We start from the raw sequence: 15,623 nt of genomic DNA on the forward strand, positions 1-15,623 counted from the left end.
AACTGCGTTGTCGCAACGGGCCGACGGGAAACTGATGACCGCTGAGCAAGTCATGCCTGCCGAGATCGCCGCAGGGAGCCACAACGACGTCGGCGAAGTCATGAGCACTTCGCTTACACCGCGACATTCGACATCGAAATCGTGCAGCCCGGCGCCGACGGCGTCGGTCCCATTCAGCTGAACAGCCCTGCAGCCCCGACGGAGTTCTGATGACCGTGCCCACCGCCCCCACCGAATCCGACCTGTACTACGACCCCTACAACATCGACCTCAACATGAACCCCTATCCGGTGTTCGCCCGGATTCGGGAAGAGGCGCCCCTGTACTACAACGAACAGCACGACTTCTACGCGCTGAGCCGCTACGACGACGTCAACAAGGCGGTCATCAACCACGAGACGTTCATCTCCGGGCGCGGAGCCCTGCTCGAGATCATCAAGTCGGGCATGGAAATACCGCCGGGCACACTGATTTTCGAGGATCCGCCGATCCACAACATTCACCGCAACCTGCTGTCGCGGGTGTTCACTCCGCGCAAGGTGCTCGCACTCGAGCCGCAGATCCGCGAGTTCACCGCACGGTGCCTGGATCCGCTGGTCGGGTCGGGTCGGTTCGACTTCGTCAACGACCTCGGCGAGCAGATGCCCATGCGCGTCATCGGCATGCTGCTGGGGCTCCCGGAAGACCGGCAGCGGCAGATCACCGACCACGGCGAGGAGACCCTGCAGGGGAAGACCGTCGACGCGCTGGCCACCGGCGAGGTGTTCGCGGAGTTCGTCGACTGGCGCGCCGAACACCCGTCCGACGACATCATGACCGACCTTCTCAACGCCGAGTTCGAGGATGAGACCGGCACGGTGCGCAAGCTGCGCCGTGACGAGCTGTTGATGTACCTGACGGTTATCGCCACGGCCGGTTCCGAGACCACCACCCGGCTGATCGGCTGGGCCGGTAAGACGCTGGCCGACTACCCGGATCAGCGCCGTGATCTGGTGGAGAACCCGGGACTGATTCCTCAGGCGATCGAGGAGATTCTGCGGTGGGAACCGCCAGCGCTCCAGATCGCCCGCTACGTCACCCGCGATGTCGAGTACTACGGCCAGACCGTGCCGGAGGGTTCGGCGATGCTGATGCTCGTCGGCGCGGCCAACCGCGACCACCGCCGGTTCGCACCGGACGGTGACGTCTTCGACATTCACCGGGAACAGCGCTCGCACATGACCTTTGGCGCCGGCACGCACTTCTGCATGGGCAACGCGCTGGCACGGCTGGAGGGCCGTATTGCGCTGGAGGAAATCCTCAAGCGCTTCCCGGCGTGGGAGGTCGACTGGGCCAACGCGGTGCCGTCGGAGACCGCCGCGGTCCGCGGCTGGGCGGCCATGCCTACGTTGGTTTCCCGTTCCTAACGCGCAGTGCACGTCGCTTGCACGTCTGACCACTGCACGACGTCTGACCACTGCACGACGTCGGAGAGCGCGCGCCGCGGCGTGGGCGGCAAGGCGGCCGCGCTGTCCGCGGCCCATCCCACCCGAAGCAGCATCTGCGGATAGCCCTGCGCACCCCACACGTCGTCGCGGACGGCGTCGCGCGTTTCCGGGATTTCCAGGGGCTCGGTGATCGGACAAGACGCCAGCCCCATCGCCGTCGCCGTCAACAGCAGCGCGCTGGTGGCCTCACCGGCGCGGAGTTGAGCCAGACGGTCATCGGCCTCGCTGCCGAGCACCAGGATGATGGCATTGTCCTCGGCGGGTGAGGTGCCCGGCGGCTGCGCCAGGCCCGGTCCGGCGAAGATGCGGCCGGGGATCGGTGCGCCGCAATCGTGTTCGGGGATGTTGCGGGCAGGCACGCCGGCCCGCGACCCGTATCGGCCGCTCCACTTGGCGAGTTCGACAAGGTAATCTCGGTCGGTCGCGTGGGACAGCGCGGCTCGCTTGACGATCTCGTGCAGCCTTTCCCGGGCGTCGACGACGCGCAGCGTCACTCCCATTCGAGCGGCCACGGCAGCCATCGCGGCGATATCGCGCGCCGCGACCGGGCGTGCGCTGTAGTTCCGCCGATCGGTTCGCCGCTGCGGGATTGCCGCCGCCAGGAGGAGGTCGTTGCGATCGGGTGTGGATGGGGACACCTCGATGGCGGCGAGCTGGCTGGGGTCGGCCGGATCGGGGAGGCGGCGCACGTCGGCGCACCAGCCCATCGCCGCCAGAGCGACAACGCAATGATGAAGTGCTGCACCGCAACTCAGGATCATGTCGCGGCCGTCCGGGTCGGTACTCGGTAACCGCATGCCCGGATCGGTGTAGAGGTGCAGGCTGGTGCGATCCACCCGCCACCGCCACGGCTGCGTGTTGTCGATCGAGGGTGCCCGGGTTGCCAGCGTGAGGACGGCGTCGACGACCTGCGCATCGGGAAAGGGCCGGGCGTTCTCGGCAAAGGCCTTCGTTTTCACCGTATCCAACACGACTGCCTCCGATCTCCGATGACCGAGCCCTGCTTGCGCAAAGTCTATATAAGTGAATAATATCCTCTAAATAGGCACACCTGCAAGCACGAAAGGCGCTTGGGTCGGATGTCCACCAGGACGGCAACACTCGCTGAAACTCACGGCACCGGGGGTTATCGGCGGCGCCGACACGCCTTTGAGTGGGGGATAACGCCGGTGCCGCCGCCCATCTGGGTGCATGAGCGCCCGGACTTGGGACTTTTGGCCCTGCTGTCGACGGTCCCGCGCAACGGATAATGGTGTTACGAACAGTTGCATATAAAGTTGGGAGGTGGCGGCCGTGGACCAATTGACCACTCTTGATGCCGGTTTTCTCAAGGCGGAAGACGCCGACCGGCACGTGAGTTTGGCAATCGGCGGTCTGGCCGTGATCGAGGGCCCGATCCCGGACCGGGACGAGTTGATGACGACCCTCGCGCTGCGGATCCGCGCGTGCCCCCGATTCGGGCAGCGCCTGCGCACGCGCCCGTTCGACCTCGGTGCGCCCGAATGGGTGGACGATCCAAACTTTGATCTCGGTCGTCACGTCCGGCACGTCGCCCTCCCGCGGCCCGGCGGCGACCGAGAGCTCTTCCAGCTTGCCGCCGACGTGATCTCCCGGCGCCTGGACCGCGATCGCCCGCTGTGGGAAATCTGGATCATCGAAGGCCTCAGTGACAACCGGTGGGCGATGCTCACCAAGATCCACCACTGCATGGCCGACGGAATTGCCGCCACCCACATGCTTGCCGGCCTGTGCGATGACGGCATCGGCGAGAGCTACGCAAGTCATATCCGTGCCATTAAAGAACCTGAAGCGCAAGGGGTTTCACGCAGCAGACCGGGACTCAATCCATTTAACATGCTGGGTGGCCTGTGGAATGCGTCGACGGCCATCACGGCGACCGCTGCCCGCACAGCGTTGGGCGCCGCGGAAATCGCCGTGGGCTTGCTGCGCCCTACGACGACGTCTCTGAACGGGCCGATCACCACGTTGCGCCGGTACGGCGTCGCGCGCGTGCCACTCGCCGACATAGCGCAGGTATGCCAGACCTTCGATGTCACCATCAATGACGTTGCGCTGGCCGCGATCACGGAGAGCTACCGCAACATCCTCGTTCAGCGAGGCGAGGCACCGCTACCGGATGCGCTTCGCGCGCTGGTGCCGGTGTCCATGCGGTCCGTCGACGCGTTGGACAAAACCGATAACCGGGTGTCGGTGATGCTGCCGTACCTACCGGTCGACGAGGAGCACCCGATCGAGCGGCTGCGGACAGTCCACTCCCGCTTGGACCGCACGAAGTCTCACGGTCAGCGCCAGGCGGGCCACGCCTTCGTGTCGTTGGCCAATCGCATTCCATTTCCCCTGACCGCGTGGGCGGTCCGGTTATTGACCCAGCTGCCGCAGCGTGGCGTCACCACCCTGGCAACGAATGTTCCGGGGCCCCGTCAGCCGTTGCAGCTCATGGGGCAACGGGTGCTCAGCGTGTTCCCGGTCCCGCCGATTGCGATGCAATTGCGAACCGGAGTGGCCATGCTGAGCTATGCCGAGGACCTGTTCTTCGGCGTCCTCGCCGACTACGAGGCGGTGGCCGACATCGACGCACTGGGCCGCGGAATCGAGCTGGCGGTGGCCCACCTGGTGGCGATCAGTAAGCAGCGCAAACGAATACATGGTCGCCGAGGGCTGACGCTCGTCGCCAACAGCTGACAGGACCCCACGATGACTGGTTGGTCGCCGCCGGTGCGCCGTCGCCGTGTGCCATGCTGTGCGACGAGAAAGGAGCCTGACCGATGGACAAGATCTCGCTCACAGCTCTCGCGCGCGAGCAGCTGGCGGCCGCGCACCGAGCGGCCAGCGGCCGCAGCGCGCATACGGTGTACGGCGGTCATCAACACACATTGCGGCAAACCATGGTCGCCCTGACCGCCGGATCGGCGCTGTCCGACCACGACAGCCCCGGCGAAGCCACGTTGCAGGTATTGCACGGACGCGTCCGCCTGACGTCACCGGAGACCAGCTGGGACGGGGCCCCGGGCGATCACCTGGTGATCCCACCGACCCGCCACGGGCTACAGGCCGTCGAAGACTCCGTCGTCCTGCTCACCGTCGCCAAACACGTTTAGCGGTCGCCCGATCACCGCCCGGCCACCTCGATGATGCCGTGGGCGCCGCGTTCGGCGTCGACCATCGCATGTGACACGAACGGGTATCGACCCGGCTCGCCGAAGGTCAATTCGACGAATCCGCCTTGGGCCGCGAACAATCCGAGCGTCTGCGCGCCGCCCGCGCCCGGGCCTCCCTTACCGCCCAGCCGGTAGTCGCCCTCGGACCACACGGTGTCGAACTGCCCCCCGACGACGTGGAAGGACGTGCCCCGGTTCGGTCCCGCGGCGAGCACCCAGATGCGAACGCGCTCGCCCACCCGAGCGGTCAGCGGCGCGTGGTCGTATTGGCGGGCGTAGCCGTTGAACACCACCAGGTCGGGCGTGTCCTTGGCGACCTTGTCGGCGTCGGCCTCGCCTCCGGGCCGGCCGAGGTACATCTCCGACTGCTCGATCAGGTATTCGCGATCCACGCGCGGCAGGTCCGGCGGGTCGATGATCACCGCCCCGAACATGCCGTTGGCGATGTGCAGTGACATCGGCATCGTCGAGCAGTGATACAGCCAGATTCCCGCCCGCGTGGCGGTGAACCGATACACCAGGCGCTGGCCGGGTTGGATGGTGCGCATCGGTCGGTCGGGGGCCAGCGCCCCGGCGTGGAAGTCGATCGAATGCCCGGTGCTGCCGTCGTTGACGAGGGTGATTTCGAAGACGTCACCGATCTTGCCGCGCAACGTGGGTCCGGGGGCGGTGCCACCGAATGTCCAGAGCCGCTGGGTGATCCCGGGTGACACCTCCCGTTGGATCTCGGTCACCGGCAGCGTCAGGCGATGCTCGACCGTTGCCGGGGGCAGCGTGGCGTCACGCGGGGTGAAGCCCGGCCCGCGGTCGGCACCGAGGCTGCGGGCGATGTCGCCGGGAGGGATCGTCGCGCCGGGGGCCGGCCCGTGGTGACCGGGATGCACCGAATGCGTTGTGGGCATCGGCGCACCGGTCACCCGGACCGAAAAGACCATACCCATCTGTCGGTGTCCGGCCACGGCGCACCAGCCGTCGAGGTTGGAGCCGATCACCCCGGCATCCAGGACGGTCGACTCGCCCGGTGAGATCCGTCCGGTGCGAGTGCCGTTGGACAGCACCAGATCGTGTTGGTCGGTGCCGGTATTGGCAAGAGTGATCTGCAGCCGGTCACCGGCGGGAACCTCGACCGTGTCCGGCACGAAGCGCATCCCCTCGATTCGGAGCGACGCTGTGGTGGTGTGTCCGGTGGCGGCCACGGCCACCCGGGGTGAGGTGCCGATACCGAGCGACGACGCCGGGTCGGCCGCCACGCCGGCCGCGGTCGACAGCACGACAACCCCGAGTCCGGCGGCGGCGACGCCGCGGCGCCGGCGCGGGGGCACCCCCTCCGGCTGGCCCGGGGTCGTGGGCTTGTCGCGGTCCCGGTGCGCCCGCCACGCCGCCCGAACCAGCAGCGGCAGGAAGGCCGCGTAGGACACCAGCACCAGAATCGAAGCCGCGACCCGCACCAGGCTGGGAGCCGGAAGAACACAGAGCAGCAGCCCGGCGTTGGCGACGGTGAGCCGCCACGGCGCCCCGCGCTCGAGCTCTGCGCCGGCGGCCAGCGTCGACGCGCGCCCACCCATCACGACCGGCGCCAGATAGGTCAGCGAACCGAGCAGCACCTGCACCAGGAAGCCGGCCAGCACCGGCGCGGTGAGTTCAGCGGCTGCCGCGACCGCCGCCGGCCAGCTCGGCGCGATGGCCAGTGCGACGGCGGCGAAGGCCAGCGACCCGATCAGCCAGGCCACACCCGCCAATACCGAGAGGGTTGCAAAGTCGTTGGGGCGCTTGCGGCGGATCTCGTCGAGGTGCGGCCGCAGCACGATCCCGGCGGCACCGAGATACCCGAGGGCGCCCAGTCCGGTGATCGGCGGTGATCCCACCACCGCACCGCCGACGGTCACGGCCAGCGCGGTCAGCAGGGCCGGCAGGCCGTGGCGAGCGGCCACCTCGACCCCGGTGGCCATCCGGGTGCGCAGCATCGTCGGCCACAGCGTGACCAGCGTGCCCAGCACCGTGAGCCCCACCCAGCCGAACAAATTCACCGCCGCATGCGCGATGACGAATCGCTCGTGGACGCGGCCGGGGAGCGCCGAATTCGCCATCGCCACACCAAATCCCGCGCCGAGGGCCAGACACACCGTCGCGGCGACGTAGTAGCGCACGGTGACGCCGAAGCGGGCGGGTAGCGCGGTGCGCATCTGCTGCAGCAGTGTCGCGCCGTGCGCCAGGGCGGCGACGGCGACCACCACACCGCCCGCCAGCACCACCGGCCACCACCGGCCCAGCATGCCGGCGACCACCGTGACGGCACCGGCGTTAAAGGCCGTGATACGCAACACTTCCGCCGTCCGCGCCGGATCCGGCGGCCGGCGCAGCAGCGCATCAGCGAAATGGCGGCTCCAGATCAGGATCGCGTTGCCGGCGGCGCCCAGGGCCAGCAGATGGACCAACAGCCAGCCGGACAGCGGAATGAATCGATGCGCGGCCGCCACCACGACGAGCGCGGCGAGCCAGGCGAACACGACCGCACCGGCGCGCAGGTGCCATCCCGAACGATTCATGCCGGCACCCGACGGGCCGCGCGCAGGGCCGAATTGAGGGCGACGGCAACGAATGCGAGGACGGCGACGATGTTCAGCACGCCGCCCGCCTGCAGCGCCCAGTGGACGCCGCGTGCGTCACCGACCGCCAGTCGCAGCAGCAGCGACGCATGCAACACCGCGGCCGGGCCGTACATCAGGGGGGTGTAGGGCAGTGGGCGGCGCAACACGGCCGGCAGGATCACGGGTGCGTGCGCCATGATCATCGACAGCACAAAGCCCAGCATCACCGCGTGCACCACCGCGTCATAGCTTGCGCCGGCAGGTGTTTGGCCGACCAGCAGCCATGTCGACGCCGGTACCAGCAGCCATCCGTAGCCGGCGAGCAGGCACACCGCCATGTATCGGGGCAGCCCCGTCGCGCGCACGGTGCGGCGGGCGACATCGAACCGACCCAGCCACGCCACCGTCGCCAACAGCGTCGCCCCGAGCAGCGGATAGCCGAACGTCGGCCACAACAGCGCGGCGACGGTGGCCGCGACCATCGCCACGACGATCGCCGTGAGCAGCGCCTCGGCCCGGGTGCCGAGCATGGCGACGCGGGCGAGTTCGAGGCGCTCCCCGACGATCGTGAGGATCAAAAATCCCGACAGCCAGGGCAACAGATCGGGGATCGGCACGCCGCCCAGCCACAACAGTGCCGCGCCGGTCGCCAAAACGGCACCGCCGACCTGGACCAGAACCGACACATCGGCGGCCCGTCGCCACAGCGGCACGTACACCGCGACCAACATCGCGGATCCGGCGAGCAACAGGACGCCGCCGAGGTTGCGGGGTACCCGGGTGACCAGCAACACCGCGCCGGCGCCGAGAAACAGCGGGCTCAGGTAGGCCCACCAGTGCTGCGCGGCCACGGCGCGCTCCAGCGCAATCACCGTGCCGACGAACCCGAGCACCAGCAGGATGCCGTGCACCTCGGTCAGCCGGGTGGTTTCGATCGGTGCGGGGAGGCCAAGCAGCATCAGCGCCGCGTCAAGCCCGGCCAACAGCGCGAACCCGCCGGGCACCAGCAGCAGCGCCCGGGGCGGGAGGGCTCGGTCAGTCATCATGCCGCACAACGGGATCGGGTAAGAACAGCCGGCAGGCGCCGGGTTCGGCGAACGGGATGAGACCAAGCCCCGGTGTGTCGGCGGCGCCGAGCCGCTCCAGCATTCCCTCGACGATGCCGAGGTGGACCTGACAGACGATGGTCGGGTAGCGACGGGCCGCGTTCAGCAGAGGACAGCGGCGCAGCGCGATGCCTCGGTGCGCACTCAGCGCGTCTGGGTCGTCATCCGGCGCGAAGCCGAGGCGGGCCAGCGCCTCGAGCACGGACTGCCGCGCATCACCGCCGGTCTGGCTGTACTCGTCGATGAGTTCGCGGCCCCACTCGACGCCGGCGGCGCGCGCGTCGCGCTCCGGGTGAGCGCTGGTGCGAGCGAGCTGTCCGGCCAGCGCGGTCGCCAAGCCCGCGTAGTCACGTATCGCCACCGCGGGGTCGGCGGCCGACGCCCGATACAACGTGGCCGGACGTCCGCGCCCGGAAGTCCTGGCGATGGAGCGTTCGACGAGCCCGAGTTCGACGACCGCGTCGAGATGTTCGCGAACGGTGTTGGCGTGCAGGTCAAGCGCCGCGGCGGCCTCCGCGACCCGGACGGGGGAGTGGGCGCGCACGTACTCGAGCACCCGTAGCCGCTGCCCGGACAGCGCCACCGGCGCCTCCAGCACCGGCGTGGGGCGGGGGCCCAGGACGATAGGCTCTTTTTTCATGGAATTTACTGTAGTAAATTATTGGACGATGCACATAGGGCAATGAGTCACATTCGCTCAGCGGAGCGACCGGGCTCAACGGAAAGGAACCAAAACATGCCAGCCAACGATGTGATCGTGGCGTCCACAGCTGCCGACGCCGCGGCGGTCGAAGCCATCACCAACCACAACGCGCAGCTCGCGGGGCAGCTCGCGGTGCTGACCGATGCGATGGTGTCGGCGCTCGAGCGCGGTGCGGACTTCGAGTCGGCGCGATCCTCGACCCTGGCATTCCTGGCCGATCAGCTGCTGCCCATTGCCGCCGCCAAAGAGGAGCGGCTGTACTCGGCCGCCACCCACACCCAACGTGCGCGGCCCCTGATCGAATCGATGATCGCGGCGCACCGCATCATCGGCTCCCTCGTCGACGGCATCCGTACGGAACCGCCGGTGCGCGCGGCCGGTTCCGCCCACGCCCTGCGGGTGCTGTTCGACGCACATTTGGTTGACGAGAACGAGCGGATCCTGCCGATCGTCGCCGCCGACCCGGATATCTCCCTGATGGAGGTGGCCGAGGGCATTAACGAACTCCTCGGCTATGCCCCCTCCGCCAACGGCGACGAGCACTCACACAACTGCGGTTGCGGCGAGACCGATGTCGACGATCCCGTGCTCGACGTCCGCGAGGTGCCGCACTCGATCCGGCACGCCACCGTGTTCGGTGCGTTCGATGCCGTTCCGCCCGGCGGCGCCCTGGTGCTGGTGGCGCCCCACGACCCGATCCCATTGCTGCACCAGCTCAACGACCGCGCGTCGGGGCGGCTTGAGGTCTACTACGAGCAGCGCGGGCCGGAGGCGTGGCGGTTACGGCTGATCAAGGGGTGAGTGGCGACATGTTTGAGAAGCAGCCTGAATCCCGTTGGTTGTCAGGGTAATTCGTAAGGCTGCAGGCTCGACGAGTCAGGCCAGACCTCGTGGCTTCTAGTCTTCGCGCGATAGCGCCGCGCGAGGGCACGCGGCGATGGCCTGCTCGGCGAGTGCTTCCTGCTCAGCGGGGATGGGGTCGGTTTTGACCACGGCGTACTCGTCGTCGTCGAGCTCGAACACATCGGGTGCGATGTTCACACAGAAGGCATTGCCCTCACAGCGATCACGGTCCACTACCACGCGCATTGAGAATCTTCTTCGGTACTTCAGCGGGATGAAAGCCTCACGCACTGGCCTGCTGGCACACCCATCCTTCGGGAGTGCGTCCGGTCTCGATGAACCGGGTCAGTTCCGCGCTCGTGTGCGGCGGCAGGTCGGTGTCGGCGTTCGGATAAATGACCGGCTCTTCTTTGGAGTTGTGCTGGTGAAGCTGGTCCAACAGCTGCGTGCACGTATCCCTCAGCCGCTGACTGTCGCTCCCGTCAGCGAGCAGCTCGGCCAACTCGCCCATGGTGTGCCACAGCTGGCCGTGCTCACGCATCATCACGAAGATCGGCATCACGATCCCGGCCTCGCGCAGCGGCGGGAACAGGAAGACCTCCTCGAGGTAGATGTGCCGGCGCAGCGCCTCCAGCGTGTCGGTCATTAGTTCGCGCTGCACGCTGCCACAGTCGAGCTTTTCGATGAAAGCCTCTATCGCATCATCGATTTCGCGGTGTTCTCGCGTCAGCTCGGCGGATAATGTCAGGCTGGTCATTCGTGCCTCCTGTGCGTCAGCCCGCGGGACGGGCGGGTTACGTCTCGTCGAGCTTGGCGTCGACGCTGATCGTGGCGCCGGCGAACAATCGCGATACCGGGCACAGGGCGGCGGCCTGATCGACCACGGCGGCAAAGGATTCGGCGTCCAGCCCCGCAACGCTTGCGATGACTTTCAACTGCGATGTGGTGATGGTCGGCACGCCATCGACCGCGTCCAAGGTCACGGTGGCCGTGACGTCGAGCCGCTGTGGCGGCGTGTTGTTCTCACCCAGCTTCAAGGCCAACGCCATCGAGAAGCACGACGAGTGCGCCGCCGCGGCCAATTCTTCCGGGCTGGTCTTGCCGCCGGGCTGCTCGGTGCGCGAGGCCCAGGTCAGCGGCAACCCATCAAGGGCTCCACTGCTGCCCTGCGACAGCGTGCCTTCGCCGGATGCCAGCGGGCCTTCCCAGGTGGTCCGTGCGGCCCGTTCTGCGATGCTCATATCTTCGACCTCTTTCTGTTGCCTGCCATTTACACAAGTCCAATTGTGTAAACTCTAGACCGTTCCGTCGTGTGTTGGCCAGAGCGCCGTCATGGTGTCGTCTGCCGACGGTAAGCGCTGATGACGTCCGGGTCGGGGTCCATTCCCAGGCCCGGACCCTGCGGGACCGCAATCCGGCCCCCTTTCGGGCTCAGGGCATCGCCGTAGACGGACGCTTCCAGCTCGAACCAGCGCCACTCGATCATGGAGTCGACGTTGCCCAGCGCAGCGGTCGCATGAAGCGCCGCGAGCAACCCGGGGCCGTCGTAGAAGGAGTGCGTCATCACGGGAATGTTGTGGACGGCCGCGATGGGAAACACCTTGCACAACTCGCTGATGCCGCCCATCTTGGCCGGGCTCGGCTGCACAAAGTCCACCGCCCCCGCGCTGAGCATCCGCTCGAATTCCAGTAAGGTCGAAGCGTTCTCGCCGGACGAGATCGGAATGCCGGTTCTTCTTCGCAGTTCGGCCAGTCCGTCGAAGTTTTCCGGCGGCCACAGCGGCTCCTCGAGAAATTTGAGCCGAATCTGCCTGAGTTCGCCAGCGGCGGCACCGGCCTCGGCCAAGGTCCAGGGGCATCCGGCGTCCACGATCAGCTCGACGTCGGGGCCGGCTTCTTCACGGGCCGCGCGGATTGCCGGCATGCCCGCCTCGTGCAGCTTGAGCACGCGGAAGCCGGCGTCGATTGCTTGCCGGACCACGGCGCGCACCAGCGATGGGTCCGAATAGCAGGCCAGGCTCGCATAACACGGCATGGTGGCGGCTCCGCCACCGAGAAGCCGGCAGACGGAAGCGTTGGCGAGCTTACCGGCGATGTCCCACAGGGCGATGTCGACCGCCGAGAGCCCATAGGTCAACGCGCCGCCGCGCCCGAAAACGTGCAGCTTCTTTTGCGCCGCCAGCATCAGGGGCGCGATCCGCGCAGCGTCCTGGCCGATGCAGAGCGGTGAGATCAGTTGCTCGACAGCAAGTTTGGCCGAATCGACGGCGCGAAAGCCGAAGGCTTCCCCCCAACCCTCGACCCCGTCGCGGGTCGTCACCTTGACGAGCAGCGAGTCTGCGGCAGTCAGCGTGTCTCCCCACAGGGACGCTCCGGGTGTGCTGTCCACCTTGAGCGGGATGCGCAGTGGAACCGTCTCGACCTTGGCGATGACTGCGGCGCGGTCGCGGGCGATCGGAGGCATGCGACTATTTGGCGAGTGCCGTGAGGGCCAGGGTGGAGTGGGCGTAGGCGCCGCCGGCGCGCATTTCGGCGGCCACCCAGACGGCCTCCATGATCTCCTCGTCGCTGGCGCCTTTGCGGTGCGCGAGCTTGGTGTGGCCCTGAATGCAGTACGGGCACTCGGTGGTGTGTGCCACCGCGACGGCAATGAGCTGTTTGGTCTTCTCCGGCAGGGCGCCCTCGGCGAACACCGCGCGGGAAAACGCCTCGAAGGCCTCGTGGGTATGCGGGGCGAGTTCTTTGCGACGGTTGTAGACCTCCTGGGTGGCCTGTGGGTACATTCCGTCTGCCATGAGCATCTCCTTATCGAGTTGTGTTGTCCGGCGGGCAGTTTGGACTACTTTTTGCCCAGCAGTTTCCGCAGCACGTACTGCATGATGCCGCCGTGCCGGTAGTAGTCGGCTTCACCGGGGGTGTCGATCCTTACCTTGGCGTCGAACTCGATGTCGCCGGCCTTGACGTGCACGGTGTCGGGCAGCTCGTCGTTGAATGCACTCACACCGGTGATGTCGAAGGTTTCCTCACCGGTCAGTCCCAACGACTCGGCATCCTGTCCGTCCGGGAACTGCAGCGGCAACACTCCCATCCCGATCAGGTTGGAGCGGTGGATGCGCTCATAGGAAACCGCCAATACGGCGTGCACGCCCAGCAGCAGGGTACCCTTGGCCGCCCAGTCTCGCGACGAGCCCGAGCCATATTCCTTACCCGCCAGGATCACCAGCGGCGTGCCGGCTGCGATGTAGTTCACCGACGCGTCGTAAATGGTGGTAACCGGCCCGTCGGACTGGGTGAAGTCGCGGGTGAAACCGCCTTCAGTGTCCGGGGCAAGTTCGTTGCGCAGCCGGATGTTGGCGAACGTCCCGCGGATCATCACCTCGTGGTTGCCGCGCCGGGATCCGTAGGAGTTGAAGTCTTTGCGCTCAATGCCGTTCTCGGACAGATACTTTCCGGCCGGCGAATCGAACCTGATCGAGCCGGCCGGGCTGATGTGGTCGGTGGTGACCGAGTCGCCCAGCTTGGCCAGCACCCGAGCGGCGGTGATGTCAGCGACCGGCTGGGGTTCGGGGGTCATGCCGTCGAAGTAGGGCGGCTGTCGCACGTAGGTGGAGCCGGCATTCCATTGGAAGGTGTCGCTGTCCGGAACCGGAAGGGAACGCCAGTTCTCGTCGCCGGTGAACACGTCGGCGTAGCTGGCCGCGAACATCTCGGCCTGCAGGTTGTCGCCGACGACGGTGGCGACCTCGTCCGCCGACGGCCAGATATCGCGCAGGTACACCGACTCGCCGTCACTGCCGGTGCCGATCGGGTCGCTCAGCAGGTTGGTGTGCAAGGTACCGGCCAGCGCGTAGGCGACCACCAGCGGTGGGGAGGCCAAAAAATTCATCTTGGTCTCGGGGTGAATGCGGCCCTCGAAGTTGCGGTTGCCCGATAGCACCGAACATACCGTCAGGTCATTGTCGGTCACCGCTGTGCTCACCTCGGGGATCAGCGGGCCAGAGTTGCCGATGCACGTGGTGCAGCCATAGCCCACCAGGTTGAAGCCGAGCTTGTCCAAATACGGTGTCAGTCCCGACTTTTCGTAGTAGTCGGTGACCACCCGCGAACCCGGCGCCAGCGACGTCTTCACCCAGGGCTTGCGCGACAGCCCCTTCTCCACCGCCTTCTTGGCCAGTAGTGCGGCGCCTACCATCACCGACGGGTTGGAGGTGTTCGTGCACGACGTGATCGCCGCGATCACCACGTGACCGTTGTCGACTTCGGTGCGGGTGCCATCGGACAATTCGACGGCCACGGCGGTCGATAGCCACTCACCCTCGACGCAGTCGGTGTCCGGCGTACGCGGTCTGCCCGCAGGGCTGCTGGTGTTGCCGAACGCGATCGGGTCGCTGGCCGGGAACGAGTCTGCTGAAGCCTCATCGAGTTCGGACAAGGCCTCCTCGGTTGTCTTCGCCCCGCCGAGCAGCGCGCACACGGTCTGCGGCGCCAACCGCAGCGGGATGCGATCTTGCGGCCGTTTCGGCCCGGCGATCGACGGCTCGATGCTGCCCAGGTCCAACTCGAGGACTTGCGAGTACGTCGGCTCGCGGTCGGGGTCGTGCCACATGCCCTGCTCTTTGGTGTAAGCCTCGACCAGCTTGATCTGGTGTTCGGAGCGGCCGGTCAGCCGCAAGTAGTCGCACGTGACGGCGTCGACGGGGAAGATCGCGCAGGTGGCCCCGTACTCCGGGCTCATATTGCCGATGGTGGCCCGGTTGGCCAGCGGCACGTTGGCCACCCCGGGACCGAAGAATTCGACGAATTTGCCGACCACGCCGGTACGACGCAGCAGCTCGGCCACGGTCAACACCAGGTCGGTGGCCGTGGTGCCGGCCGGTAGTTCGCCGCTGAGTTTGAGGCCGACGACCGGCGGGAGCAGCATGCTCATCGGCTGGCCCAGCATCGCCGCCTCGGCCTCGATGCCGCCCACGCCCCAGCCCAGCACCCCCAGGCCGTTGACCATCGGGGTATGCGAGTCGGTGCCGACCAGGGTGTCGGGGTAGGCCAGCGGGCCGTCCGCGCTGTCGCGGGTGAACACCACTCGGGCCAGGTATTCCAGGTTGACCTGGTGGCAGATGCCGGTGTCTGGAGGCACTACCGAAAAGTCGTCGAATGACTGCTGCGCCCAGCGCAGCAGTTGGTAGCGCTCAGCGTTCCGCTGAAACTCCAGCTCCGCGTTGATCTTGAACGCGTCCGCGCGTCCGAAGACATCGGCGATCACCGAGTGGTCGATCACCAACTCGGTCGGGCACAGCGGGTTGATCCTCTTGGTGTCGCCGCCCAGATCGGTGATGGCGTCGCGCATCGCGACCAGGTCGACCACACATGGCACGCCCGTGAAGTCCTGCATCAAGACACGGGCGGGGGTGTAGGCGATCTCCCGCCCACGTTCGGCGGCCGGATCCCAATCTGCCAGTGCCTGGACTTGCTCGGCGGTCACCAGATGGCCGTCTTCGTTGCGCAGCAGATCTTCCAGCAGAACCTTCAGGCTGTACGGCAGCCGGGCCGAACCGTCGATTCGATCAAGGCGGTGGATGAGGTATGTCTGCTCGTCGACCGTAAGCCGGTCCAGGGTTCCAAAGCTGTTCAATGCCATCGCATTCACCTCACCGGTTGTGGGCGACCCCTTCACCACCGTAGTCAAAGAAGCGGATCAAAGGACAGTGGTCGCGGGGGCG

14 protein-coding genes are annotated in these 15,623 nt (G+C 67.1%); 4 read left to right on the top strand and 10 right to left on the bottom strand.

The genetic code is table 11. The features are described from left to right. Nucleotides 1-209 precede the first annotated feature (209 nt). The gene (locus OCQ_RS08945; RefSeq protein WP_014384337.1) at nucleotides 210-1,406 is read left to right on the top strand and encodes a cytochrome P450; all 1,197 of its coding nucleotides are present in this window, start codon (nucleotides 210-212) and stop codon (nucleotides 1,404-1,406) included. Here OCQ_RS08945 and OCQ_RS08950 read toward each other — a convergent pair. Continuing rightward, a complete protein-coding gene (locus tag OCQ_RS08950) occupies nucleotides 1,403-2,458 on the bottom strand; it encodes an Acg family FMN-binding oxidoreductase (protein WP_043954702.1) in 1,056 nt (351 codons plus the stop codon). The two genes, OCQ_RS08945 and OCQ_RS08950, sit on opposite strands and share 4 nt — an antisense overlap. A gap of 322 nt (nucleotides 2,459-2,780) precedes the next feature. Between OCQ_RS08950 and OCQ_RS08955 the strand changes: the two genes are divergently transcribed. Further along, nucleotides 2,781-4,190 carry a WS/DGAT/MGAT family O-acyltransferase gene (locus OCQ_RS08955; protein WP_041785530.1) on the top strand — a complete coding sequence of 470 codons (1,410 nt, stop codon included), beginning with the start codon at nucleotides 2,781-2,783 and terminating at the stop codon, nucleotides 4,188-4,190. Nucleotides 4,191-4,273: 83 nt separating this feature from the next. After that, a complete protein-coding gene (locus OCQ_RS08960) occupies nucleotides 4,274-4,606 on the top strand; it encodes a cupin domain-containing protein (RefSeq protein WP_014384340.1) in 333 nt (110 codons plus the stop codon). Nucleotides 4,607-4,617: 11 nt separating this feature from the next. Here the strand turns inward: OCQ_RS08960 and OCQ_RS08965 are convergent, their stop codons facing one another. From OCQ_RS08965 to OCQ_RS08975, 3 genes are read right to left on the bottom strand one after another with little or no spacing between them, the layout of a single operon-like run. Continuing rightward, nucleotides 4,618-7,212, bottom strand: a complete 2,595-nt coding sequence (locus OCQ_RS08965; RefSeq protein WP_014384341.1) for a multicopper oxidase domain-containing protein — start codon at nucleotides 7,210-7,212, stop codon at nucleotides 4,618-4,620. Beyond that, nucleotides 7,209-8,300 (bottom strand): hypothetical protein, encoded by a 1,092-nt coding sequence (locus tag OCQ_RS08970; RefSeq protein WP_179960065.1) that lies wholly within the window; start codon nucleotides 8,298-8,300, stop codon nucleotides 7,209-7,211. The genes OCQ_RS08965 and OCQ_RS08970 overlap by 4 nt, the downstream gene beginning before the upstream one ends. Continuing rightward, entirely contained in the window at nucleotides 8,290-9,000 is a 711-nt protein-coding gene (locus OCQ_RS08975) for a helix-turn-helix transcriptional regulator (RefSeq protein ID WP_041784898.1), read from the bottom strand. Before OCQ_RS08975 ends, OCQ_RS08970 begins: the two co-directional genes overlap by 11 nt. 96 nt (nucleotides 9,001-9,096) lie before the next feature. On the opposite strand from OCQ_RS08975, the gene OCQ_RS08980 reads away from it, so the two are divergent. Beyond that, complete coding sequence (locus OCQ_RS08980) at nucleotides 9,097-9,864, top strand: DUF2249 domain-containing protein (protein WP_014384344.1); 768 nt, start codon at nucleotides 9,097-9,099, stop codon at nucleotides 9,862-9,864. Nucleotides 9,865-9,960: 96 nt separating this feature from the next. Here OCQ_RS08980 and OCQ_RS08985 read toward each other — a convergent pair whose 3' ends face one another. From OCQ_RS08985 to acnA, 6 genes are all read right to left on the bottom strand, one after another. Continuing rightward, nucleotides 9,961-10,152: a ferredoxin gene (locus tag OCQ_RS08985; protein WP_041784900.1), complete on the bottom strand. Its 192-nt coding sequence runs from the start codon at nucleotides 10,150-10,152 to the stop codon at nucleotides 9,961-9,963. A 37-nt stretch (nucleotides 10,153-10,189) separates the two neighbouring features. Beyond that, nucleotides 10,190-10,663: a hemerythrin domain-containing protein gene (locus OCQ_RS08990; RefSeq protein WP_014384346.1), complete on the bottom strand. Its 474-nt coding sequence runs from the start codon at nucleotides 10,661-10,663 to the stop codon at nucleotides 10,190-10,192. 37 nt (nucleotides 10,664-10,700) lie between these two features. Continuing rightward, complete coding sequence (locus OCQ_RS08995; RefSeq protein WP_014384347.1) at nucleotides 10,701-11,147, bottom strand: OsmC family peroxiredoxin; 447 nt, start codon at nucleotides 11,145-11,147, stop codon at nucleotides 10,701-10,703. An 89-nt stretch (nucleotides 11,148-11,236) separates the two neighbouring features. Beyond that, nucleotides 11,237-12,370 carry a mandelate racemase/muconate lactonizing enzyme family protein gene (locus OCQ_RS09000; protein WP_014384348.1) on the bottom strand — a complete coding sequence of 378 codons (1,134 nt, stop codon included), beginning with the start codon at nucleotides 12,368-12,370 and terminating at the stop codon, nucleotides 11,237-11,239. A gap of 4 nt (nucleotides 12,371-12,374) precedes the next feature. Then, a complete protein-coding gene (locus OCQ_RS09005; protein ID WP_041785533.1) occupies nucleotides 12,375-12,701 on the bottom strand; it encodes a carboxymuconolactone decarboxylase family protein in 327 nt (108 codons plus the stop codon). Between the two features lie 44 nt (nucleotides 12,702-12,745). Beyond that, entirely contained in the window at nucleotides 12,746-15,541 is a 2,796-nt protein-coding gene (gene acnA, locus OCQ_RS09010; protein ID WP_041785536.1) for an aconitate hydratase, read from the bottom strand. Nucleotides 15,542-15,623 lie beyond the last annotated feature (82 nt).

The sequence above is a fragment of the Mycobacterium paraintracellulare genome, from assembly GCF_000276825.1.
In the GTDB taxonomy this organism is placed as follows: Bacteria; Actinomycetota; Actinomycetes; order Mycobacteriales; family Mycobacteriaceae; genus Mycobacterium; species Mycobacterium intracellulare.

Bases quoted from the DNA above. Each gene is read 5' to 3' on its own strand.
- OCQ_RS08990 (WP_014384346.1), bottom strand. From the start codon at position 10,663: ATGACCAGCCTGACATTATCCGCCGAGCTGACGCGAGAACACCGCGAA.
- OCQ_RS09005 (WP_041785533.1), bottom strand. From the start codon at position 12,701: ATGGCAGACGGAATGTACCCACAGGCCACCCAGGAGGTCTACAACCGT.
- OCQ_RS08970 (WP_179960065.1), bottom strand. From the start codon at position 8,300: ATGATGACTGACCGAGCCCTCCCGCCCCGGGCGCTGCTGCTGGTGCCC.
- OCQ_RS08975 (WP_041784898.1), bottom strand. From the start codon at position 9,000: ATGAAAAAAGAGCCTATCGTCCTGGGCCCCCGCCCCACGCCGGTGCTG.
- OCQ_RS08945 (WP_014384337.1), top strand. From the start codon at position 210: ATGACCGTGCCCACCGCCCCCACCGAATCCGACCTGTACTACGACCCC.
- OCQ_RS08995 (WP_014384347.1), bottom strand. From the start codon at position 11,147: ATGAGCATCGCAGAACGGGCCGCACGGACCACCTGGGAAGGCCCGCTG.
- OCQ_RS08980 (WP_014384344.1), top strand. From the start codon at position 9,097: ATGCCAGCCAACGATGTGATCGTGGCGTCCACAGCTGCCGACGCCGCG.
- OCQ_RS08965 (WP_014384341.1), bottom strand. From the start codon at position 7,212: ATGAATCGTTCGGGATGGCACCTGCGCGCCGGTGCGGTCGTGTTCGCC.
- OCQ_RS08960 (WP_014384340.1), top strand. From the start codon at position 4,274: ATGGACAAGATCTCGCTCACAGCTCTCGCGCGCGAGCAGCTGGCGGCC.
- acnA (WP_041785536.1), bottom strand. From the start codon at position 15,541: ATGGCATTGAACAGCTTTGGAACCCTGGACCGGCTTACGGTCGACGAG.
- OCQ_RS09000 (WP_014384348.1), bottom strand. From the start codon at position 12,370: ATGCCTCCGATCGCCCGCGACCGCGCCGCAGTCATCGCCAAGGTCGAG.
- OCQ_RS08985 (WP_041784900.1), bottom strand. From the start codon at position 10,152: ATGCGCGTGGTAGTGGACCGTGATCGCTGTGAGGGCAATGCCTTCTGT.